This window comes from Serratia plymuthica NBRC 102599 (assembly GCF_001590925.1).
Taxonomy (GTDB): domain Bacteria; phylum Pseudomonadota; class Gammaproteobacteria; order Enterobacterales; family Enterobacteriaceae; genus Serratia; species Serratia plymuthica.
In genome coordinates this window covers 31834-50253 of sequence record NZ_BCTU01000009.1, presented here as the reverse complement: position 1 = coordinate 50253, position 18420 = coordinate 31834, and the positions used below count along the sequence as shown (strand labels likewise).

Below are 18420 nucleotides of genomic sequence, written 5' to 3'. Positions count from 1 at the left end.
GGCTAGCCGACCACCGTCCATGTTAAATTCGCTTGTAGTCCCGTAGCGCCTGATGACAAAGAGAATTAAAAATGAAGATCGGTTATTTTTTCCCTATTGCGATTATTGTTGCGGCCGTGGCTCTGCTGACCCTGTTTATTGTCGGCGGTTATGCCACTCCGGGCGGTTGAGCGCCATCATGTAATCGATCGGGCCAGAGAAGTCAGTGTCTATGAGCACAGCAAAACCGCGCCGCCCGCATGGGCGATGGGTCTATTACATTTTGTATGAAGATATTCTGTGGCCTTGCCCCGTCAAGTGGGAGTGGGAAAGCAGTTACCATGCCTGGTTGCCTTTTTACTATTCGCCAACGCTGGAATTCGTTGCCGGCAATCCCGCCAAAGCGACAAAAATCACCAAAACCAAGACCAAAGTCTGAATCGGGTCGTTTGACTAATCCAAGCCCGTCTGGCTACCCTTAACCTGTCTCTGGCGCCAGCGCCCACACGTCCTCTGCCGCTAAGGAAGCCTGATCATGCGTAACTTTTCTTGCCCGAACTGCGGGCAGCAGCTGTCGTTTGAAAACTCGCTGTGTTTGTCTTGCTCAAGCTCTTTGGGTTTCGATTTGCCTGGCCGGAGATTGGTGGTGATCGCGGCGTCTGACCCTGTGAGCGACGATGAGCCGGAACCGGGGCACCTGTGCGCCAATATGCATATTGCGCAGTGCAACTGGCTGGTGGAGCAAGAAGGGGATCTGTGTGCGTCGTGTCGTCTGACCCAAACCCGCCCGGCGGATGATGATGCGGAAGCGCTCCCGCTGTTTGCCGAAGCCGAAACGGCTAAACGCCGCCTGATACTGGAGTTGACCGAACTGGGCCTGCCGATCGTCAGTAAAAATGACGATCCGAACAACGGGCTGATCTTCGAGTTGCTTTCCAGCGAGCGGCGCCAGGTGCTCACCGGCCATGCGAACGGCGTAATTACGCTGGATTTGGAGGAGGGGGATGACGTTCACCGTGAGCAACTGCGCGTTTCCATGGGCGAACCTTACCGTACGTTACTGGGTCACTTCCGCCATGAGGTGGGGCATTATTATTACAGCCTGTTGATCATTCAGCCCGAACAGCGGCAGGCGTTTGTCGATCTGTTTGGCGACCCGGATGCGGATTACCAGCAGGCGCTCGATCGGCACTACCGGCAGGGCGCCCCGGAAGGTTGGCATGAATGTTACGTTTCCGCTTATGCCACCATGCACGCTGCGGAGGACTGGGCGGAAACCTTTGCTCATTATCTGCATATTCGCGACACCCTGGACACGGCCGCGGCTTACGGTTTTGCCGCGCCAGACGCCGCTTTCAACCATTCAGATGAAACCCCGGATTTTGATCGCCTGATCGGGCAGTGGCTACCGGTCTCCTGGGCGCTGAATCAGCTCAATCGTTCGATGGGGCATGCCGATCTTTACCCCTTTGTGTTGCCTGCACCGGTGCTGGAAAAAATGCGATTTATTCACCAGACCATTGCCGACGCGAATAAAAAGGGCACCGATCAACCAGTGCCCTGATGCGTTGACTTAAAGCGACATATCCACCACCACGCGACCGGTGATTTTGCCCTCGCGCATGCGGCCGAAGATGTCGTTGATTTGATCCAGCGGCTCTACCGAGATGGTTGCCGCGACTTTCTTACGGCCGGCAAAGTCCAGTGCCTCTTGCAGATCCTTGCGCGTACCGACAATCGAACCGCGCACCGTCGTGCCTTCCAGCACCATATTGAAGATTGAAAGGTCAAAACTGCCCGGCGGCAGGCCATTCAATACCATGGTACCGCCACGTCGCATCACGGTGGTCGCCTGTTCAAAGGCCTTTGGCGATACCGCCGTCACCAGCACGCCGTGCGCGCCACCGAATTCCTGATGGAAAAAGCGGCCAGGATCGACGTTTCGCGCGTTAGCCACCACCGAAGCGCCCAGGCTTTTGGCGAAGGCCAGCTTGTCATCGTCAATATCGACCGCCGCCACGTTCAACCCCATAGCGGTGGCGTATTGGATCGCCAGATGCCCAAGACCGCCGATGCCGGAAATGACCACCCAGTCGCCGGCCTTGGTATTGGTCATTTTCAGGCCTTTATAGACGGTGACGCCGGCACAGAGGATCGGTGAGATAGACAGAAAATCGACGTTATCGGGCAGAATACCCACGTAATTGGCATCGGCCAGGCAGTATTCGGCAAAGCTGCCGTTAACCGAATAGCCCGAGTTTTGCTGGGAATGACACAGCGTTTCCCAGCCGCCGAGACAGTGTTCACAGTGCCCGCAGGCAGAGTAAAGCCAGGGCACTCCTACGCGATCACCCTCTTTTACGTGGGTAACGCCGGCGCCCACCGCCACGACGTGACCGGAGCCCTCATGCCCAGGAATAAAAGGAGGGTTGGGTTTGATCGGCCAGTCACCGTCGGCGGCGTGCAGATCGGTATGGCACACCCCGGTGGCGGCAATTTTCACCAGGATTTTTCCGGGCGCGATCTCCGGGATCGGGACCTCTTTAATCACTAACGGTTGTCCAAACGCAGTCACCACAGCAGCTTTCATCGTTTTCATTTTCAGACCTCGAGAAGTTGTAGGGTTGGAACAGGGCAATCTTCAGTTAAAACAGGCCTTGCGGTTTGGCGTCATAACTCACCAACAGGTTTTTCACCTGCTGGTAATGCGACAGCGCCACCTTGTGCGTTTCGCGACCGACGCCGGAGTTTTTATAACCGCCGAAGGCGGCATGCGCCGGGTAGAGGTGATAACAGTTGGTCCAGACGCGTCCGGCTTTGATGGCACGCCCCATGCGATAGGCGCGGTTGCTGTCACGGGTCCACAGGCCTGCGCCCAGCCCGAACTCGGTGTCGTTGGCCAGCGCCAGCGCTTCGGCTTCGTCTTTGAAGGTGGTGATGCCGATGACCGGCCCAAAGATCTCTTCACGGAAGAAGCGCATGCTGTTATTACCGGTGATGAGCGTTGGCTGGAGATAAAAACCTTGCTGCAACGTCTGTTCCTGGCTGGTGCGCTCGCCGCCGGCGATGATTTTCCCGCCTTCGTTTTTGGCGATTTCGATGTAAGAGAGGATCTTGTCGAACTGCTGTTGGGACGCCTGCGCGCCGATCATGGTGTCGGTGTCAAACGGGTCGCCCTGGCGAATAGTGGTGATGCGCGCCAGCACTTTCTCCATAAATTGCGGGTAGATTGACTCCTGGATCAGCGCGCGTGAAGGGCAGGTGCAGACTTCACCCTGATTGAAGAAACCGAGGATCAGCCCCTCAACCGCCTTGTCGATAAACTCCGGTTCGGCCTGCATGATGTCTTCAAAGAAGATATTGGGCGATTTCCCGCCCAGTTCCACGGTGCTGGGAATGATATTCTCCGCCGCGCAGGCCAGGATATGCCTGCCCACCGGGGTTGAACCGGTAAAGGCGATTTTGTCGATGCGCTTGCTGGTCGCCAGTGCTTCGCCGGCCTCTTTGCCAAAGCCGTGAACCACGTTGAGCACGCCCGGCGGCAGCAGATCGCCAATCAGCTCCAGCAGCACGCAAATGCTGAGCGGGGTCTGTTCTGCGGGTTTGAGCACCACGCAGTTACCGGCGGTCAGCGCCGGGGCCAGTTTCCAGGCCGCCATCAGCAGCGGGAAGTTCCACGGGATAATCTGCCCAACTACGCCCAGCGGCTCGTAAATATGATAGGCCAGGGTGTTTTGGTCAATCTCTGTAGCGGTGCCTTCCTGCGCGCGCAGGCAACCGGCGAAGTAGCGGAAATGATCGATCGCCAGCGGGATGTCCGCATTCAGCGTTTCGCGGATCGGCTTGCCGTTGTCCCAGCTTTCGGTCAGCGCCAGCATTTCCAGCTGCGATTCCATGCGATCCGCGATGGCTAGCATCACGTTGGCGCGGTTTTGTGCGCTGGTGTTTCCCCAGTCCTCAGCAGCGGCGTGCGCTGCATCCAGCGCCCGCTCAATGTCCTGCGCGTCGGAGCGCGGGAACTCGGCGACAGTTTTCCCGGTTACCGGGGTGGTGTCGGTAAAGTAGTTACCGGAAACGGGTTCGACAAATTTGCCGCCAATGTAGTTGCCGTAGCGTTGTTTGAAAGAAACCAGCGAGCCAGGCAAACCGGGATGGACATATTTCATGTTAAACACCTCTCAAAGGAACACGGGCTGTAGGAGGGATGCCAGGCTGTGGCACCGTGCCTAAACATAAGCATTGCCTATGCCACATTGTTCCATTCTTGAGGTGTTTATTTGTTAACCCATTTAATATCATTAAGTTAATGAGAATAAATACCCGCAGTCGGCAATAAAAACGGTGATTTATCATTCATTTCTATTATTTTTTGTGTTCCATGTCGCAACGCATGAGACACATTCATGATACATAAATGCAACACTTTTGCGCGGGAGAAAGTCATGTTGCATAAAGAACGGACAGCCGTAACGGGGTTCGCCTCCGACCATGAAAGCAGGCCTCTCCCCAGCCCACTGTCAGAGTCCTGGCGGCGCAGCCAACACTACGGGCTGAGCCGGGCCGACGACCACGTTCCTTTTGTTCGGCCCGCCGTGCTGAATGAAGTGCGCGGGCAAAACGGCTGGGTGGCGCAACTGGCCCAGCCGCTGATCGCGCGTCTGGGGGGCGAAATCAACCGACAACCTTCCATCATTGTGGTGTCTGACGCCAGCGGACTGGTGTTGGAGACCTGCGGCAATACCCATTTCTTGCGCAAGGCGTCGCGCATAGCATTGGCACCGGGCAATCAGTGGGGGGAGCAAGAGCGCGGCACCAACGCGATCGGCACCGCGCTGGCGCTGGGAGAGTTGTGCGAGGTGAATGGCGACGAGCATTTTCTTAATCAGAACGCGGGGCTTTATTGCTCCGCCGCACCGATTTTTCGGCCCGACGGGCAAATTGGTGGGGTGCTGGATATCTCGACGCCGGTGCAACGCCCGTACGGCGATGCCCGGTCACTGATTCTGCAGGCGGTTCGGCACATTGAACATCAATGGGTGAAGAGCACCGTCACGGATCAACACTGGACACTCAGCCTGCACAGCGATGCGCATACTCTCGGTACTGCGCACGAACTGATCCTGGTCTTCCGCGATGACGTTCTTACTGCCGCCAACCGGCTGGCGATGCAAGAATTTAACCTTTCACCGGCGTCCTTTGGGGCGCTGGATTTCGCCACGCTGTTCCCGGAGCTGTCGCGACAGACGCTGGATGCACCCTGTCAGACACGGGCGGCCAACCGTCGCCGTTATTACTCGCTGCTGGAGATGCCAGAGCGGCATTCGCATGTCGTCAGGCCTTTTGTTCAGCCTTTTGATCGGGACGGCGCAGACAAACAGAAAGCGTTGCGTATCCTGAACGCCGGCCTTGCGCTGTGCATTACCGGGGAAACCGGCTGCGGCAAAGAGCACTTCAGCCGGCGGCTGTTCCAGGAAAGCAAATGGCGGGAGGGCAACTTCGTGGCGATCAACTGCGCGGCGCTGCCTGAAAACCTGATCGAATCCGAGCTGTTTGGTTATGCGCCCGGTGCCTTTACCGGCGCCAATCCCAAAGGCTATGCCGGCAAGATCAGGGAGGCCGACGGCGGGGTGCTGTTCCTGGACGAGATTGGCGATATGCCGCTGAGCCTGCAAACGCGGTTGCTGCGCGTACTGCAGGAAAAAACTGTCACCCCGCTGGGCAGCCGCCACGCCTGTTCGGTAGATTTTTCGCTGATCTGCGCCACCAACCGCAATCTGAACACCCTGGTGGCGGCGGGGGAATTCCGCGAGGATCTGCTGTACCGCATTCAGGAGTTCAGCCTGTGCATTTCACCGTTGCGGCAGCGGGCGCATGTCGATCGCTTCATTCTCAGCCTTTGGCATGAGCTGGGCGCCGATAAGCGCGGCATCAGGCTGGCGCCGGACGCGCTGGCCGCATTGGCCCGCTATTCGTGGCCCGGCAATGTGCGGCAGCTGTTGAGTACGCTGAAGGTGCTGCTGGCGTTGGCGGATGACGACAACCTGATTGCCCTTGAGGATCTGCCGGAACAGTTCAACGCGTTGCCGCCGCTTTGCGCGGAGGCCAACGCCGTTTCGCAAACCGAGCCGGAGGTGTTCGCCGCCATCAGAAATGCCAACGGCAACATCAGCCAGGCGGCCAAATTACTGGGCGTATCGCGCAGCACGCTTTATCGCAAAATGGAGAAAAAGCGCCTTGGTGCAGATTGAAGGATCTTAAACCAGAAAACCAAGGTGAAATTAGCCCTTCAAATAACAGGTCACCAACAAGATTAATTCACGTTTTAGGTCTGATGATGCTAATTGCCCACGCCGCGATGCATCATGCACGACGCCTTCAATTGCAGAAGCCAGCACCTGGCTGGCGACTTGCGCTCGTTCTGAACCCAACTGACTGGCAGTAAAGGTAGCGTAATACTCAGCATAGCGACGTTCAAAGTCATGATGTGCGTCACGCCCGGAGAGCGGCACTTCATCAAGCAAAACGCGGTGCAAACGCGGATTAATTAAATGCGCGGCGATTATGCCATCAATCATTTGTTCAACTGCCGCCATCAATGAGTCAGCCTGCGTAGCCTCGTTAGCGGTTTCAAAAACCAGCAATATCGACGCGAGGTGTTGTTTGCGTATCGCTTCTGCCAGAGCCAACTTATTGGGAAAATACTGGTAAAGCGAACCAATACTGACCCCGGCAATGCGAGCCACTTCATTGGTGTTAAATTTTGCCCATCCGTTTTCAGCCAATAAGCGAGTAGCCACATCCAGAATGATGCCGACCAAAAATCGTGAACGGCTTTGCTGCGGCATTTTACGCATGCTTCGTGCTGTATCTGGAACACGAGTATTCACGTGATGGCTCTCCGATTGATAATGCGAGTATTAACTCACATATCAACAGGGAAATAAAATGGTCTTTGCAACGCAGCACAACAGGAAAATCAATCTGCTTAAACGCTCTTCTGGCATGCCAGGGCCCGATAACTTTGAGATTATTGAGCATCCTGATATCGCCTGTGGCGAGAATGAGATACTGGTTCGCAATTGCTGGTTTCGGGTCTCAATATCTACCCGCCTGATGATGAGTGAAGAAGCCGAAAGTGTAAAAGGCATTCCGTTTCCACCCATCAACATTGGCGATACGCTGGCAGATGCGGCAATTGGCGAGATTGTGTCTGCGCCTGCTGCAAGCGGTTTGCAACCGGGCGAGTTCGTGCTTCATCCGTTTGGCTGGCGAGAATATGCCGCTGTCGACATAGGTCTCTGCACTCGATTAGGCAACAAGCTGATTAATCCTGCCGCCTATCTGGGTCACGGCTGGACGGCATATGCGGCTTTGACGCGTGCGACGCAGGTTAAACCTGACGATGTGGTTTTTGTTTCGAGCGGAGCGGGCGCGATTGGCTCCATGGCGGGACAAATTGCCCGTAAACTGGGTGCCAAACGAGTCATTGGCAGTACTGGAACGCCTGAAAAAGCTTCATGGATGAAGCGAGAATTGGGTTATGACGAGGTCATCATTCGCGGTGACGGCACTATCAGCGACCAATTGCACCGCTATGCGCCCGACGGCATTGACATATTTATTGATATTGTAGGCGGTGAGCAATTGGAAGCCGCGGTTTCTCACACTCGGGAAGGTGCGAGGATTGTCCTGCTTGGGGCGCTATCGGCCGAACTTGCAGATGCAAAGTCGACCAAATATGCTCCTGTGGAAATAGACGCTTTCGCTATTATCGTCAAGGGAATTACGATGCGCGGATACAGCGCTGACGAAAATCCGGAAGTATTTGCTGAATGGCTTTCCTGTCTATCACAACCTTCATGGGCGGACATCGAATTTCCTGTGACCCGGTTTAAAGGACTGGAATCGGCACCGTTGGCACTGAAAGAGACGTGTTCCGGCAAGGCTCGCGGTCTGGTACTCGTTGAGCTTTAAACAACATTTAAGGGCGCCGGCGGTAAGAACCGGCGCCTTGAAAGCCGGAAGATCAGTCCCCCAATCCCAGCGGATTGATTTCAGAATGTTCGATTTTCTCGTCGCTTTCCGCCCAGCGATCCAACACTTTCAGGTAGCTGCCGTTGGCGATGGCACTGTTGAGCGAAGCCTGCACGGCATCAACCAGGCCGTTCCCTTTTTTCAATGTCACGGCGATGTTGGCGCTGCGAGGCCAGCCGCCAGGCACTATGCCGACCAGCTTGGTTTTGCCGTTTAATTTGGCCTGATAGGCACCGGCTACGTTCGGCCCGAACGTAGCCTCGGCCCGGCCGGATTGGATCGCCAGCGTCGAAGCCGCTTTATCGGTAACGTAGATCGGCTGGAGAGCGGGCAGCCCTTTGGTCTGATTCTCTTTATCCCATGCCAGCAACACTGCCTCCTGATTGGTGCCGGAGTCGACGATGATCTTCTTGCCGGCGATATCCGGTGCGGATTTTATCGAGGTGATTTTACTGTCGGCCTTCACGTAGAAGCCCAGCGTATCCTGGCGATAAGTGGCAAAGTCGAATTTGGTTTTACGCTCATGGGTGACGGTGATGTTATAAATTGCCGCGTCGTATTTCCCTGAGGTCACCCCCAGCGGCCAGTCTTCCCAGGATGTCGGCACCAGTTTGAGTTTTAGCCCAAGCCCATCGGCGACCAGCCGGGCAATATCCGACTCACTGCCAATCACCGTTTTATTGTCGCGGGCGTACAAGCCGAACGGCGGGCCGCTACCCAATATCGATACGGCGACAGTTAGCGTACCCGGTTCCACGAATTTAAATCCCGCCGGGATCTTGGCTACGGCCTCTGGGCTTTTAACCGTGTTTATCGGGGTTTCATTGGCGATCAGATCAATTCCCGGTGCGGCATTGGCGATGAAGGACATGCTCAGAAGTGCCGCCGCTGCGGTTAATTTAGCGCTATACATCATGATTATTACCTGCATTATTATGTTGTTGAGGCGGTCTGCTCACTATCCTCGAAGCCGCTAAATCTGTGAACGAACAAAATTAACTAACTAATTTTAGAAAAATCGGGTTGCAGCGAAATGTTGCCCGTCTCAATCGTCAATTTCTTCGTTATAACGAGCATTTTCCCGCAGCAGGTTGATTACCTTGGGCGCCTCAACGGCCTTGCTGAACAAAAAGCCCTGTCCGAAATAAAAACCGGCGTCGCACAACGTCTGGCGCTGCTGCTCGGTTTCAATCCCTTCGGCGATGATATCGATAGCCAATTTCTGCCCCAGAATGCCCATGCTTTCGACGATACCCAATATGGCCGGCTCGTCGTTCATCCGGCGGATAAAATCGCAATCCAGTTTAATGCAGTCCAGCGGGTAGTTCATGATATGCGTAAAGGCCGAATGCCCGGTGCCAAAGTCGTCGAGCGCAATCCGAATGCCCATTTCCTTGAGCATTTGCAAGGCCCGCAAAACATACTTCGAACCGTGTTTGTTGAACGCATGTTCGGTGACTTCCAGTTCGATAAGGTGGTGCGGGATGCGGAACATCAGCAATCGTTGCAGGAAGGTTTCGGCATAGTTGTCGCGTAAAAACTCGATAGGGGACGCGTTCAACGACACCGGCAAGACGTCTACCCCGGCATCGATCCAACGCGAGATGTCGGCAAAGACTTTCATCTGCATGGCTTCGCTGATTTTGCTCGCCAGCTCATAGTCACTGAAGGCTTCACTGACGGTATCCGGCAACTGCATGCCGTTTACCGGACAATACCAGCGCAATAGTGCCTCAAAACCCACGATAGCGCCGTTGGCCAAATTGACCTTAGGTTGATAGCTGGGGCGGATGCGGTTATCACGCACAATCTGCCGTGCGTGGTTAAGCTGTGAAGCGCGTGCCTTTGCCTTCTCCATCATCTGCTGATTGAACATGTAAACGCCGCCGCGGCCGCCGTCTTTAAGTTCATACAGCGCGGTATCGGCGCACTTCATCAGTTCCGATGGGTCGCAGGCGTCCTGAGGGTAAACGGCGCAACCTATGCTCATGCCGCAATGCAGCGCCTTACCGCCGTGGGTGATCGGCGATTCGAGTTGCAACAGAAAGTTATTGGCGATTTTGAAGATATCCTGCTCATCGTCCACGTCGCTGATGACCACCGCAAACTCATCGCCGCCGAGCCGGGAAACAAAAGAGTTAGGGTTCAGGTGCGCCGTGAGCCTTTTGGATAACACGCGCAACAGATGATCGCCTGCGGCATGCCCAAGGGTGTCGTTAACCAATTTAAAGTGGTCGAGATCCAACAGAATCAACCCGAGCAATTTATTGTTGCTCAGGGCGCGTTTCATTTCCTGTTTTAACTTTTTCTTGAATAACCGTCGGTTAGGCAGGCCGGTCAGTTCGTCATATTCACTGGCGATCAGCAAACGCTTCTCGGCTATTCTTTGCGAGGTCACATCGCGGGAAACGCACAATATATTTTGTATCCGGCCATTTTTATCGGTGACCGGGCTGAGGATATTATCCCAGTGTTGCATCTTGCCATTCGGTGCGCTGCTAAGGCCGGCAAATCTGGCATTGCGGCCATTCAACACTTTGCGCAGCGCCTTTCGGCCACGCTTGCGTATTTCTACCGGCAGCAGCCCCAGCCACGACATGCCAAACTGTTTTTGGTTTTCATCCAGGCCAAGAGCAATGCAGCCGGCTTTGTTCATGTGCAGCAACGAACCGTCATTATTGATGATCTTGATACAGTCGACGCTGGCATCGAGCATGTTTTGCTGCGCAGCCAAGGTCGCGGCGAGGATATGTTTTTCCAGCACTTGTTCGTGGATATCCACGCAGGTAAGAGACCAGCGCGGTTCTCCAGGCAGGGGATCTTTGGCGGCGTTGAACGACAGCAAAAACCAGCGGAACTCGCCGCTGCAATGGCGCAGACGGCTTTCATTCACAAACGAGGTGGCGGTAGCCATTGCCTGCTGCCAAAGGCTGTACACTGGCGCATAGTCAGCCGGGTGCAGGGCTTTCAGCCAGCCGCTATCCTCATTATCAAACGAGGCTCCACCGGTATATTCGCGCCACCCTTTATTAAAGTGTCCGCCCAGGCTTTTACCCACGCCAATGAGATTCGGTAAACCGTCAAAAATTACATTAGCTATATCAACAGGATGATTGTCATCACTGCGATCAGGTAAAACGTTCATGTCTTGTTCCTTTATGAAAACCGCCTGAGATTCGCTCCAAAAGGAACTGTTTTAATAATATTCGTGCCTGCGGAAATATGCCAATGACCCGGCTTTGCGCAGTAAAAAGCCGATTGAAAGAATGAGATATAATGCCGGGTAAAACAGTAGGATTATTCTTGTAAAAGGAAGGTTGTTTTCTATGGATTAACGCTAATTTGCGATAATTCATAAAAAAATCCCCCATCATGTGATGGGGGATTTTTGTTATTGCGAAGCTTGAACGTTACTTATCAAGCGCGTAAGCGATCACGTAGTCGCCACGGTCCGGCGACTGGCGTGCGCCGCCGGCGGAGATAAGAATGTACTGCTTACCGGTGGTCGGTGAGACGTAGCTCATCGGGGTGCCGCCGCTGCCGACCGGCAGACGCGCTTTCCACACTTCCTTACCGGTGGATGAATCAAATGCCCGCAGGTAGTAATCCTGGGTGCCGGCGATAAATACCAGGCCGCCCTGGGTTGCCAGCGTACCGCCCAGCGTTGGCATGCCTACCGGCATTGGGGCGCGCATTTTAATGCCGAATGGCCCGGTATCCTGCACGGTACCCGCCGGTACTTGCCACACCACTTTCTGGGTTTTCAGATCGATAGCGGACAGGGTGCCGAACGGCGGTTTCTGGCACGGAATGCCCAGCGGCGACATAAAGCGGTTCTTGTTGACGCCGTAAGGGGTGCCTTTTAACGGCACGGCGCCCATGCCGGCGTTAACCGATTCACCACCGTTGCTGGCCGGCGCGTTGGGGTCGATTTTTTGCGGGATCATCTGCACCCACAGGCCCAAACGCATATCGTTGGCGAAGATGTAGTGGTTGTTCGGATCGGTAGACAATCCACCCCAGTTCATGCCGCCCAACGAGCCGGGGAAGCTGAGAGAGAGATCGGTGTCCGGTGCGGTGAACAGGCCATCATAACGCATCGATTTAAAGCTGATGCGGCACATCAACTGATCGAACGGTGTTGCGCCCCACATGTCGGATTCGGTTAACTTCTCTGCGCCAATCTGCGGCATGCCGACAGAGAAGGGCTGAGTCGCCGAATATTGCTCGCCCGGGATGTTACGGGTTTTCACCGGCAGTTCTTTCACTTCGGTCAGGGGTTTGCCGGTATGGCGATCCAGCACGAAGATCTGCCCGGTTTTGCCGCCGAAGACCAGTGCAGGGCGGGTGGTGCCGTCCTTCATCGGGAAATCGATCAGGCTCGGTTGCATAGGGACATCGAAATCCCACAGATCGTTATGTACGGTCTGATAAACCCACTTTTCTTTCCCGGTTGTCGCATCGAGCGCCAGAATGGACGCGCCGTATTTGTGGTCCAGAGCGTTGCGGTTAGCACCCCAGAGATCCACGGAAGAGCTGCCCATCGGCATGAATACGGTGTTCATCGCCGGATCGTAGGACATCGGTGCCCAGGAGTTCGGCGTACTGCGCACAAAGGTTTGGCCCGGCTTCAACGCCGCGTTCGGGTCTTGATTGCCCGGATCGAACGCCCAACGCATTTCACCGGTGATCACGTTAAAACCACGCAACACGCCGCCAGGCATGTCGGTTTGCACGTTATCGGCCACGCGGCCACCCACGACGACGGTGGTGCCCGCCAGCGTAGGGGCGGAGGTCAACTGGTATTTCGGATCCGAGGCATCGCCCAGCCCGGCTTTCAGATCGACGATGCCGTTGTTGCCAAAGTGCTGGCAGAACTCACCGTTATCGGCGTTGATCGCCACCAGGCGCGCATCGATGGTGTTCATCAGAATACGGCGCTGACAGCTGTCACCGGCCGCAAGCTGGACCGGTGCCGCAGGCGTTGAACCAGGGACCGTCGGTTCCGGCAGGGTTTTGGTGGCGTCGAAGTAGGCCAGGCCGCGGCAGCGGTTCCAGACCTGCGATTGCGCGTTGATTTCGCGCTTCCAGATCGCTTTCCCACTGTCGGCTTCGACGGCGATGACGTTGTTGTGCGGCGTACACAGGAAGATGCGGTTGCCGATTTGCAGCGGCGTTTGTTGGTCCTCTGCGCCGTTGCCGCCAGGGCTGATCGGCGTATCGCCAGTATGGAAGGTCCAGGCGACTTTCAGATCTTTCACGTTATCGCGGGTGATCTGATCAAGCGCCACGAACCGGCTGCCGCCTGGGGTATTGCCGTAGTTGTCCCAGTCTTTTTGCTGTTTGGCTTTATCTACCGGGATCAACGGCAATTGCTGGCCGCTGAAAGCGACGGTGGGGTGCGGCTGGAACATCTGCACGAAGGCGCCGATCATACCCACAGCCAACACGGCGGAGAGCAGATAAGAGAGTTTCGCCAGCGGCGATTTCCCTTCCGGTTTACGCAGTGCAGGCCAGCTAAGGAAGGCCAGAATCATCAGGCCGGTTGGCACCATCAGCCGCGAAATCAAAGGCCAGAAATCAAAACCGGCGTCGGCCACTGACCAAATCAGCGTACCGATGAAAACCAGCAGGAACAGCGTGACTGCCGAGGATTTGCGACGGAAGAATTGGATGGCGGAAAGCAGGGTGACGATACCGGCAATCAGGAAGTAGGCGCTGCCGCCGAGCGAGACTAACTTTCCGCCGGCAATGGCGAAAAATAAGCCGGTAACGGCAAGAATTACCCCTAATAAACAACACCATAATTTAAGCTTTATACCCGGCCGGGCAGTTGAATCAGACATGTTCAGGCGGTCTCCGAAAATAATGTGTCTTACTACTCGTTTCCCAAAGTGTAATCGTTGCGCCGCACTTTGCTTTATGGCGGGGTGCGTGGCAAAAAATTAAACAGTGAATGCGCTGAATTGTACCATTTGATTCGTTAGGCTGTTAAGTATATGTTGCTTTTGACACGAATTATTAATAAAAACCTGAGGATGATTCTCAGTATGCCATTGCGCAGCACCCTTTAGTTACCTACCTAAACTACTTTTTCGCCCGGCCTTGAGACATCCCCTAAGAAAAGTCGGCCTGTAAAAAGTGAGTTTATTTAGTTTCATTAATTTCTTGCGAGTATTTGCCGTATATAACTAAGGTCTGGACGATTTATAGCCTTAATTTTGTTTCATCGAGGGGGGAGTGTGAAGTTTCCGACAATAGCCTTTATTGCCGTCATTTTTTGCCCACCAGCGGCTTTTGCCAGCCAAACTCAGCCGATATCCTGGGTTTCCTGCAAAAACAGTTCGTTTAATCAATGGTTCGACGGGGGAGAGATCCTTGCGCGGCTGCAATGCGGCTATGTGGAAGCGCCTTTATCCTACGGCGGCGGCAGTAGCCATCAAAAAGTCAAACTGGCAGTCACACGCCTGCCTGCGACCGGTGAGAAGCAGGGCAGCGTGCTGTCTATTCCCGGCGGGCCGGGGCTGCCGGGGATACAGGTGCCTATCGAAACGGAAGAACTCAATGAAAGTTTCGATATTATCGGTTATGACCCTCGAGGCGTCGGGCAATCCAGGCCAAAAATTACATGTTCCACTCAGCCGGACAACAATGCCGACAATGCCGAGAATGCGCTTAATACCACAGAGGCCGAAAAAGTGAGCCGGACCTGGCTGGAAGGCTGTATTAATCGCACGACGCTCAATGTCCTGAAACACCTGGGTACGGATGAGGCGGTCAATGATGTGGACATTATCAGAGCCGCTTTGGGTGAGGATAAACTGAATGCTATCGCCTTTTCATACGGGACTCAGGTAGCGGCACTCTACGCAGAGCGCTTTCCGAAGAATATAAGGGCTCTGGTATTTGATGGGGTGATGGACATCTCGGACGATGCGTTCAGCAGTGATTACAAACAGGCATTGTCATTCCAGCGGTCATTCGAACGTTTTGCCGCTTATTGTGAAGAAGAACAGCAGTGCCCATTAACGAAAGCCGATGCCACGGCGAACTATCATTCATTGCTGGAAAAAGTAGATAACCTGGCGCTGAGGGATGAAAATGGCAATGATATAGGCTCGGACGCCATTATTAGTGCGACCACAAAAACGCTTTATTCTTCAGAAGATTGGCCGGAACTGGCCAAATTGCTGCGTTCAATCGATAGCGACAAGTTTGATTACCAGGCTCTGGCCGTTTTGGATAAAACCGCTGATCAGGCTACGGAGGCAGAACAAAACGCACGCCCTAAAGCGGTAAATTCCTCCAAACCCCGTAACCAGGCAAACAGCAGCGCTGATGTGGGCGTGGCAAGCGCTGCCGACGAAGAGGCCGCTAATTTAACCTTGATCGGCTGCATAGATTCGGCCAATCCGGGTGAGAATCTTGAACAGAGCCGGCTCAAAGAGCAGAAGCTAGTGGATGCATCCCCTTTCAGTAACTATCCGGTAAAGACGCAGTCTCCACGCAATGTCTGCGACCTCTGGCCATTTAAAGGCACGATGCCGGCGCATACTCCCGTAGTGTCTGCCGAATTGCCGCCTTTGTTATTTGTTGCACAACGTTATGATCCCGCTACCCCTTATGAGGGGGCCAAACGGATGGCGACGTTTTTTAACAGCCCTTTGATTACGGTGAATGGCGACGGGCATACGATTGCGCTTTCCAACGTCAATCAATGCGTAGATGATGAAGTGATTGATTATTTTATTTCCCCTGAAAAAGTAAGGGCCAATAAAAAGTGTTAGCCTTGATGGATAATTAATAGACCGGTGAGCGCCAATATATTGTGTCTTCGATATTTCTGGCGCTTTTATCTTTGTATTTTCGGTTTCTTTAGTTACATAAGGTTAGAAATCCGAATTCATTACGTTAATATTCCCGCTCCACTATGCAGTGCTTCGATTGATTGGGCGTCATCGTTTTAATGCACTGCATAGTGGGCACTATTAAAGCCAAATGAATCAAACCAATAAATACCTTTCATAATAATGGTTGCGCTGCGTAATTATCCAGCCCAACGCTCCTTTGGGTTCTCTTTGCCCTAAACCGTTCAAGCTTGTATTACTCTATCCGACGTTTTACTCCGGCATAAGAAACACATCACGGCATCTGTTTGCTTTTTCATGACTCCGGTGCTTGCCGGCGGCAAACAGTCAATACCAATTGCCGAAGCCAACGATGGGCCGGATCCACTTCGGAGCGCGGATGCCACATTTGCGAGACGGTAATGCCCTGGGTTTTTACCGGCAGTTCAAAAGCGAAAAGTGCGGCGACAACCCCGTTCCCACTAACGATGGGTTGATTGATAAGAAAAGAGGCGGGCACCAGCGCCACCAGGTCAGACGCCTGAGCCACCGCCAGCGCGGCGGGAAAGCTCGGCACCACGGCGGCGATGTTCCGCTCCAGCCCCAACTCCGCCAGCGCCTGGTCCACCGGCCCGTTTATCCGCCCGCTGCGCGAGGCGACAACGTGCCCGCAGGCAACATAGTGCTCAAGGGTCACGTCAGGCTGTAGCGCCAGCGGATGTCCCTTTCTTGCCACCCCTACGAACCTGTCCCTGAATAGCGCTTGCAGGCGTATTTCCGGCCCCATGTCACCCAACACGCCGATCTCGAGATCAACCAAGCCTTCTCGCAAAGGCTTTGAGCTTTTCTCGGGTTTTGGCGCAAAGCGCAGGCGCACTAAAGGGGCCGCCGCCGCTGCCGCCGCGATAAGCGCTGGGCCAAAAGCCTCCACAAAGCCGTCGTTGGTACGCAGGATAAAGGTGCGTTCCAGCGTGGCCGGATCCAGCTCTGCTGCAGAAGGGCGGAGCACGGCGCGTGCCTCAAAAACGGTATTTTGCGTACGCTCGCGTATCTCTTCGGCATAAGGTGTCAGCACCATATTGCGCCCGGCGCGCACCAGTAAAGGATCGCCGGTTGCCGTGCGCAAGCGGCTGAGCGTGCGGCTCATGGCCGAGGCGCTTAACCCAAGACGCCGCGCCGCGCCGGCCACGCTGCCTTCGGCCAGTAACACGTCGAGGGCAATGAGCAGGTTGAGATCGGGATCAGTCATCATGCTTTGTATCCTGAACCAAAGAAAAAGAGAGAAGGCGTTCTGTGCAGGTTATCAAGGCCAATGCTGCGTCTTCCGCCTTCTATTATATCCTACGCCAAGGCCGCTTCCGTCTGTCGGATCTACATTATTCGGCAGACAAATATTGCCGTTTGAGGTTATCGTATTGGCGGCCCAAAATGCTCAATTTTGTTTTTATATCAGTACCGTAAATTGTATCGCCTTAACGCCTTACCTTAAGGTGGGGAAACCGAAGGACATTATGTGATGGATAATTATTCTCGCAGTAATTCGTTTACACAGGGAGTGAAAGATGGAATCCCCTTGCTGCTCGCCATTGCGCCTTACGCTCTGGTTTTAGGCGCCCAGGCATCAAAGGCCGGTCTTACCACGCCAGAGCTTGGCCTGATGACGGTGCTGAACTTTGCCGGTGGCTCGGAGTTTGCGGCCATCCAGCTCTGGCAGGAACCGCTGCCGGTACTGACCATCATTTTGCTGACATTTTTGATCAACAGCAGGCATATCATTATGGGAGCGGCTCTGACGCCTTACCTCAAGCATCTTCCTCGTCGTAAAGTGCTGCCGGCACTTTTCCTGATGGCTGATGAGGGCTGGGCGGTGGCCTATTCTAAAACCCTGAAGAATGCCGCCATCATGCCGGCGGATAAGAGCCTCTCCATGCCTTACTTCCTCGGGGCCTGTTTCCCTTTTTATCCCGTCTGGGTGGGATTTTCGGTGCTGGGGTGCCTGGTTGGCCCAATATTGGGAAATGTAGAAGAGTATGGTTTCGCGATGGCTTTTCCCGCTACGTTTATTGTCCTTCTTCGGGGAATGTGGAAAGGATATCGGGCTGCCCGCCCCTGGTTGGTCAGCCTGGCGGTTGCCGCGGCGGTGTATCTTGTCATTCCGGGCCATGCCTATGTGCTTGCAGGAACGTTCAGCGGGTTATTGGCGGCATGGTTCTGGGGAGATAAAAATCAATGAGCTGGGCTGCCTGTTTAACCATCGCCGGGATGGCGTTAGTGACCTATCTGAGCCGGATACTGGGGTATCTTGTCTTGAGAAATCGCCACCTCAGCCCCCGCGCAAGAAGCGTCATGGAAAGTGCGCCCGGATGCGTAATGGTGTCAGCCATCTCACCTTACTTTGTGTCGTCCAATCCGGCAGAAATCATCGCCATGTTTATCGCGATAGGCTGCGCTATTCGGTTTTCGATGCTGCCGACGCTGATTATTTCCATAGCCTCACTGGGCATGCTGCAGATAGTGCTTAGCTGATGGTCAGGTTTCTCGGGACATCGTCGAGGGGAGA

Annotated in this window: 15 protein-coding genes; 8 read left to right on the top strand and 7 right to left on the bottom strand. The window is 54.5% G+C overall.

Annotation, left to right across the window (positions count from 1 at the left end; translation table 11 throughout):
- Positions 1–71: 71 nt before the first annotated feature.
- From SPL01S_RS25165 to SPL01S_RS06370, 3 genes are all read left to right on the top strand, one after another.
- Entirely contained in the window at positions 72–170 is a 99-nt protein-coding gene (locus SPL01S_RS25165) for a YoaK family small membrane protein (protein WP_147424934.1), read from the top strand.
- A gap of 41 nt (positions 171–211) precedes the next feature.
- The gene (locus SPL01S_RS06375) at positions 212–418 is read left to right on the top strand and encodes a hypothetical protein (protein ID WP_013812896.1); all 207 of its coding nucleotides are present in this window, start codon (positions 212–214) and stop codon (positions 416–418) included.
- A 96-nt stretch (positions 419–514) separates the two neighbouring features.
- Positions 515–1543 carry a zinc-binding metallopeptidase family protein gene (locus SPL01S_RS06370; protein WP_063198298.1) on the top strand — a complete coding sequence of 343 codons (1029 nt, stop codon included), beginning with the start codon at positions 515–517 and terminating at the stop codon, positions 1541–1543.
- 9 nt (positions 1544–1552) lie between these two features.
- Here SPL01S_RS06370 and adhP read toward each other — a convergent pair whose 3' ends face one another.
- Both adhP and exaC read right to left on the bottom strand, forming a co-directional pair.
- Positions 1553–2578 carry an alcohol dehydrogenase AdhP gene (gene adhP / locus SPL01S_RS06365; RefSeq protein ID WP_063198295.1) on the bottom strand — a complete coding sequence of 342 codons (1026 nt, stop codon included), beginning with the start codon at positions 2576–2578 and terminating at the stop codon, positions 1553–1555.
- Between the two features lie 46 nt (positions 2579–2624).
- Positions 2625–4145, bottom strand: coding sequence for an acetaldehyde dehydrogenase ExaC (exaC, locus tag SPL01S_RS06360; RefSeq protein ID WP_062870823.1), 1521 nt, complete (start codon positions 4143–4145; stop codon positions 2625–2627).
- Positions 4146–4421: 276 nt separating this feature from the next.
- Between exaC and SPL01S_RS06355 the strand changes: the two genes are divergently transcribed.
- Positions 4422–6227: a sigma-54-dependent Fis family transcriptional regulator gene (locus SPL01S_RS06355; protein ID WP_063198365.1), complete on the top strand. Its 1806-nt coding sequence runs from the start codon at positions 4422–4424 to the stop codon at positions 6225–6227.
- 30 nt (positions 6228–6257) lie between these two features.
- On the opposite strand, the gene SPL01S_RS06350 is transcribed toward SPL01S_RS06355, so the two are convergent.
- On the bottom strand, positions 6258–6866 hold the full coding sequence (locus tag SPL01S_RS06350; RefSeq protein ID WP_063198294.1) for a TetR/AcrR family transcriptional regulator: 609 nt from the start codon (positions 6864–6866) through the stop codon (positions 6258–6260).
- Between the two features lie 58 nt (positions 6867–6924).
- On the opposite strand from SPL01S_RS06350, the gene SPL01S_RS06345 reads away from it, so the two are divergent.
- Positions 6925–7953 (top strand): MDR family NADP-dependent oxidoreductase, encoded by a 1029-nt coding sequence (locus tag SPL01S_RS06345; protein ID WP_063198293.1) that lies wholly within the window; start codon positions 6925–6927, stop codon positions 7951–7953.
- Positions 7954–8005: 52 nt separating this feature from the next.
- Here SPL01S_RS06345 and SPL01S_RS06340 read toward each other — a convergent pair whose 3' ends face one another.
- The 3 genes from SPL01S_RS06340 to SPL01S_RS06330 all read right to left on the bottom strand — a co-directional run bounded on the left by SPL01S_RS06340 (position 8006) and on the right by SPL01S_RS06330 (position 13859).
- Positions 8006–8929 carry an ABC transporter substrate-binding protein gene (locus tag SPL01S_RS06340; protein ID WP_174523949.1) on the bottom strand — a complete coding sequence of 308 codons (924 nt, stop codon included), beginning with the start codon at positions 8927–8929 and terminating at the stop codon, positions 8006–8008.
- 129 nt (positions 8930–9058) lie between these two features.
- Positions 9059–11158 carry a bifunctional diguanylate cyclase/phosphodiesterase gene (locus SPL01S_RS06335; protein ID WP_063198292.1) on the bottom strand — a complete coding sequence of 700 codons (2100 nt, stop codon included), beginning with the start codon at positions 11156–11158 and terminating at the stop codon, positions 9059–9061.
- Positions 11159–11423: 265 nt separating this feature from the next.
- Positions 11424–13859, bottom strand: coding sequence for a glucose/quinate/shikimate family membrane-bound PQQ-dependent dehydrogenase (locus SPL01S_RS06330; protein ID WP_063198291.1), 2436 nt, complete (start codon positions 13857–13859; stop codon positions 11424–11426).
- A 396-nt stretch (positions 13860–14255) separates the two neighbouring features.
- On the opposite strand from SPL01S_RS06330, the gene SPL01S_RS06325 reads away from it, so the two are divergent.
- On the top strand, positions 14256–15800 hold the full coding sequence (locus SPL01S_RS06325) for an alpha/beta hydrolase (protein ID WP_063198290.1): 1545 nt from the start codon (positions 14256–14258) through the stop codon (positions 15798–15800).
- A gap of 376 nt (positions 15801–16176) precedes the next feature.
- Here the strand turns inward: SPL01S_RS06325 and SPL01S_RS06320 are convergent, their stop codons facing one another.
- Complete coding sequence (locus SPL01S_RS06320; RefSeq protein WP_063198361.1) at positions 16177–17109, bottom strand: LysR family transcriptional regulator; 933 nt, start codon at positions 17107–17109, stop codon at positions 16177–16179.
- A gap of 267 nt (positions 17110–17376) precedes the next feature.
- Here SPL01S_RS06320 and SPL01S_RS06315 point away from each other — a divergent pair, with 267 nt between their 5' ends.
- Together SPL01S_RS06315 and SPL01S_RS06310 are read left to right on the top strand one after the other, a co-directional pair.
- Positions 17377–18093, top strand: coding sequence for an AzlC family ABC transporter permease (locus SPL01S_RS06315; RefSeq protein WP_063198288.1), 717 nt, complete (start codon positions 17377–17379; stop codon positions 18091–18093).
- On the top strand, positions 18090–18386 hold the full coding sequence (locus tag SPL01S_RS06310; RefSeq protein WP_041416943.1) for an AzlD family protein: 297 nt from the start codon (positions 18090–18092) through the stop codon (positions 18384–18386). The genes SPL01S_RS06315 and SPL01S_RS06310 overlap by 4 nt, the downstream gene beginning before the upstream one ends.
- Positions 18387–18420: the final 34 nt, after the last annotated feature.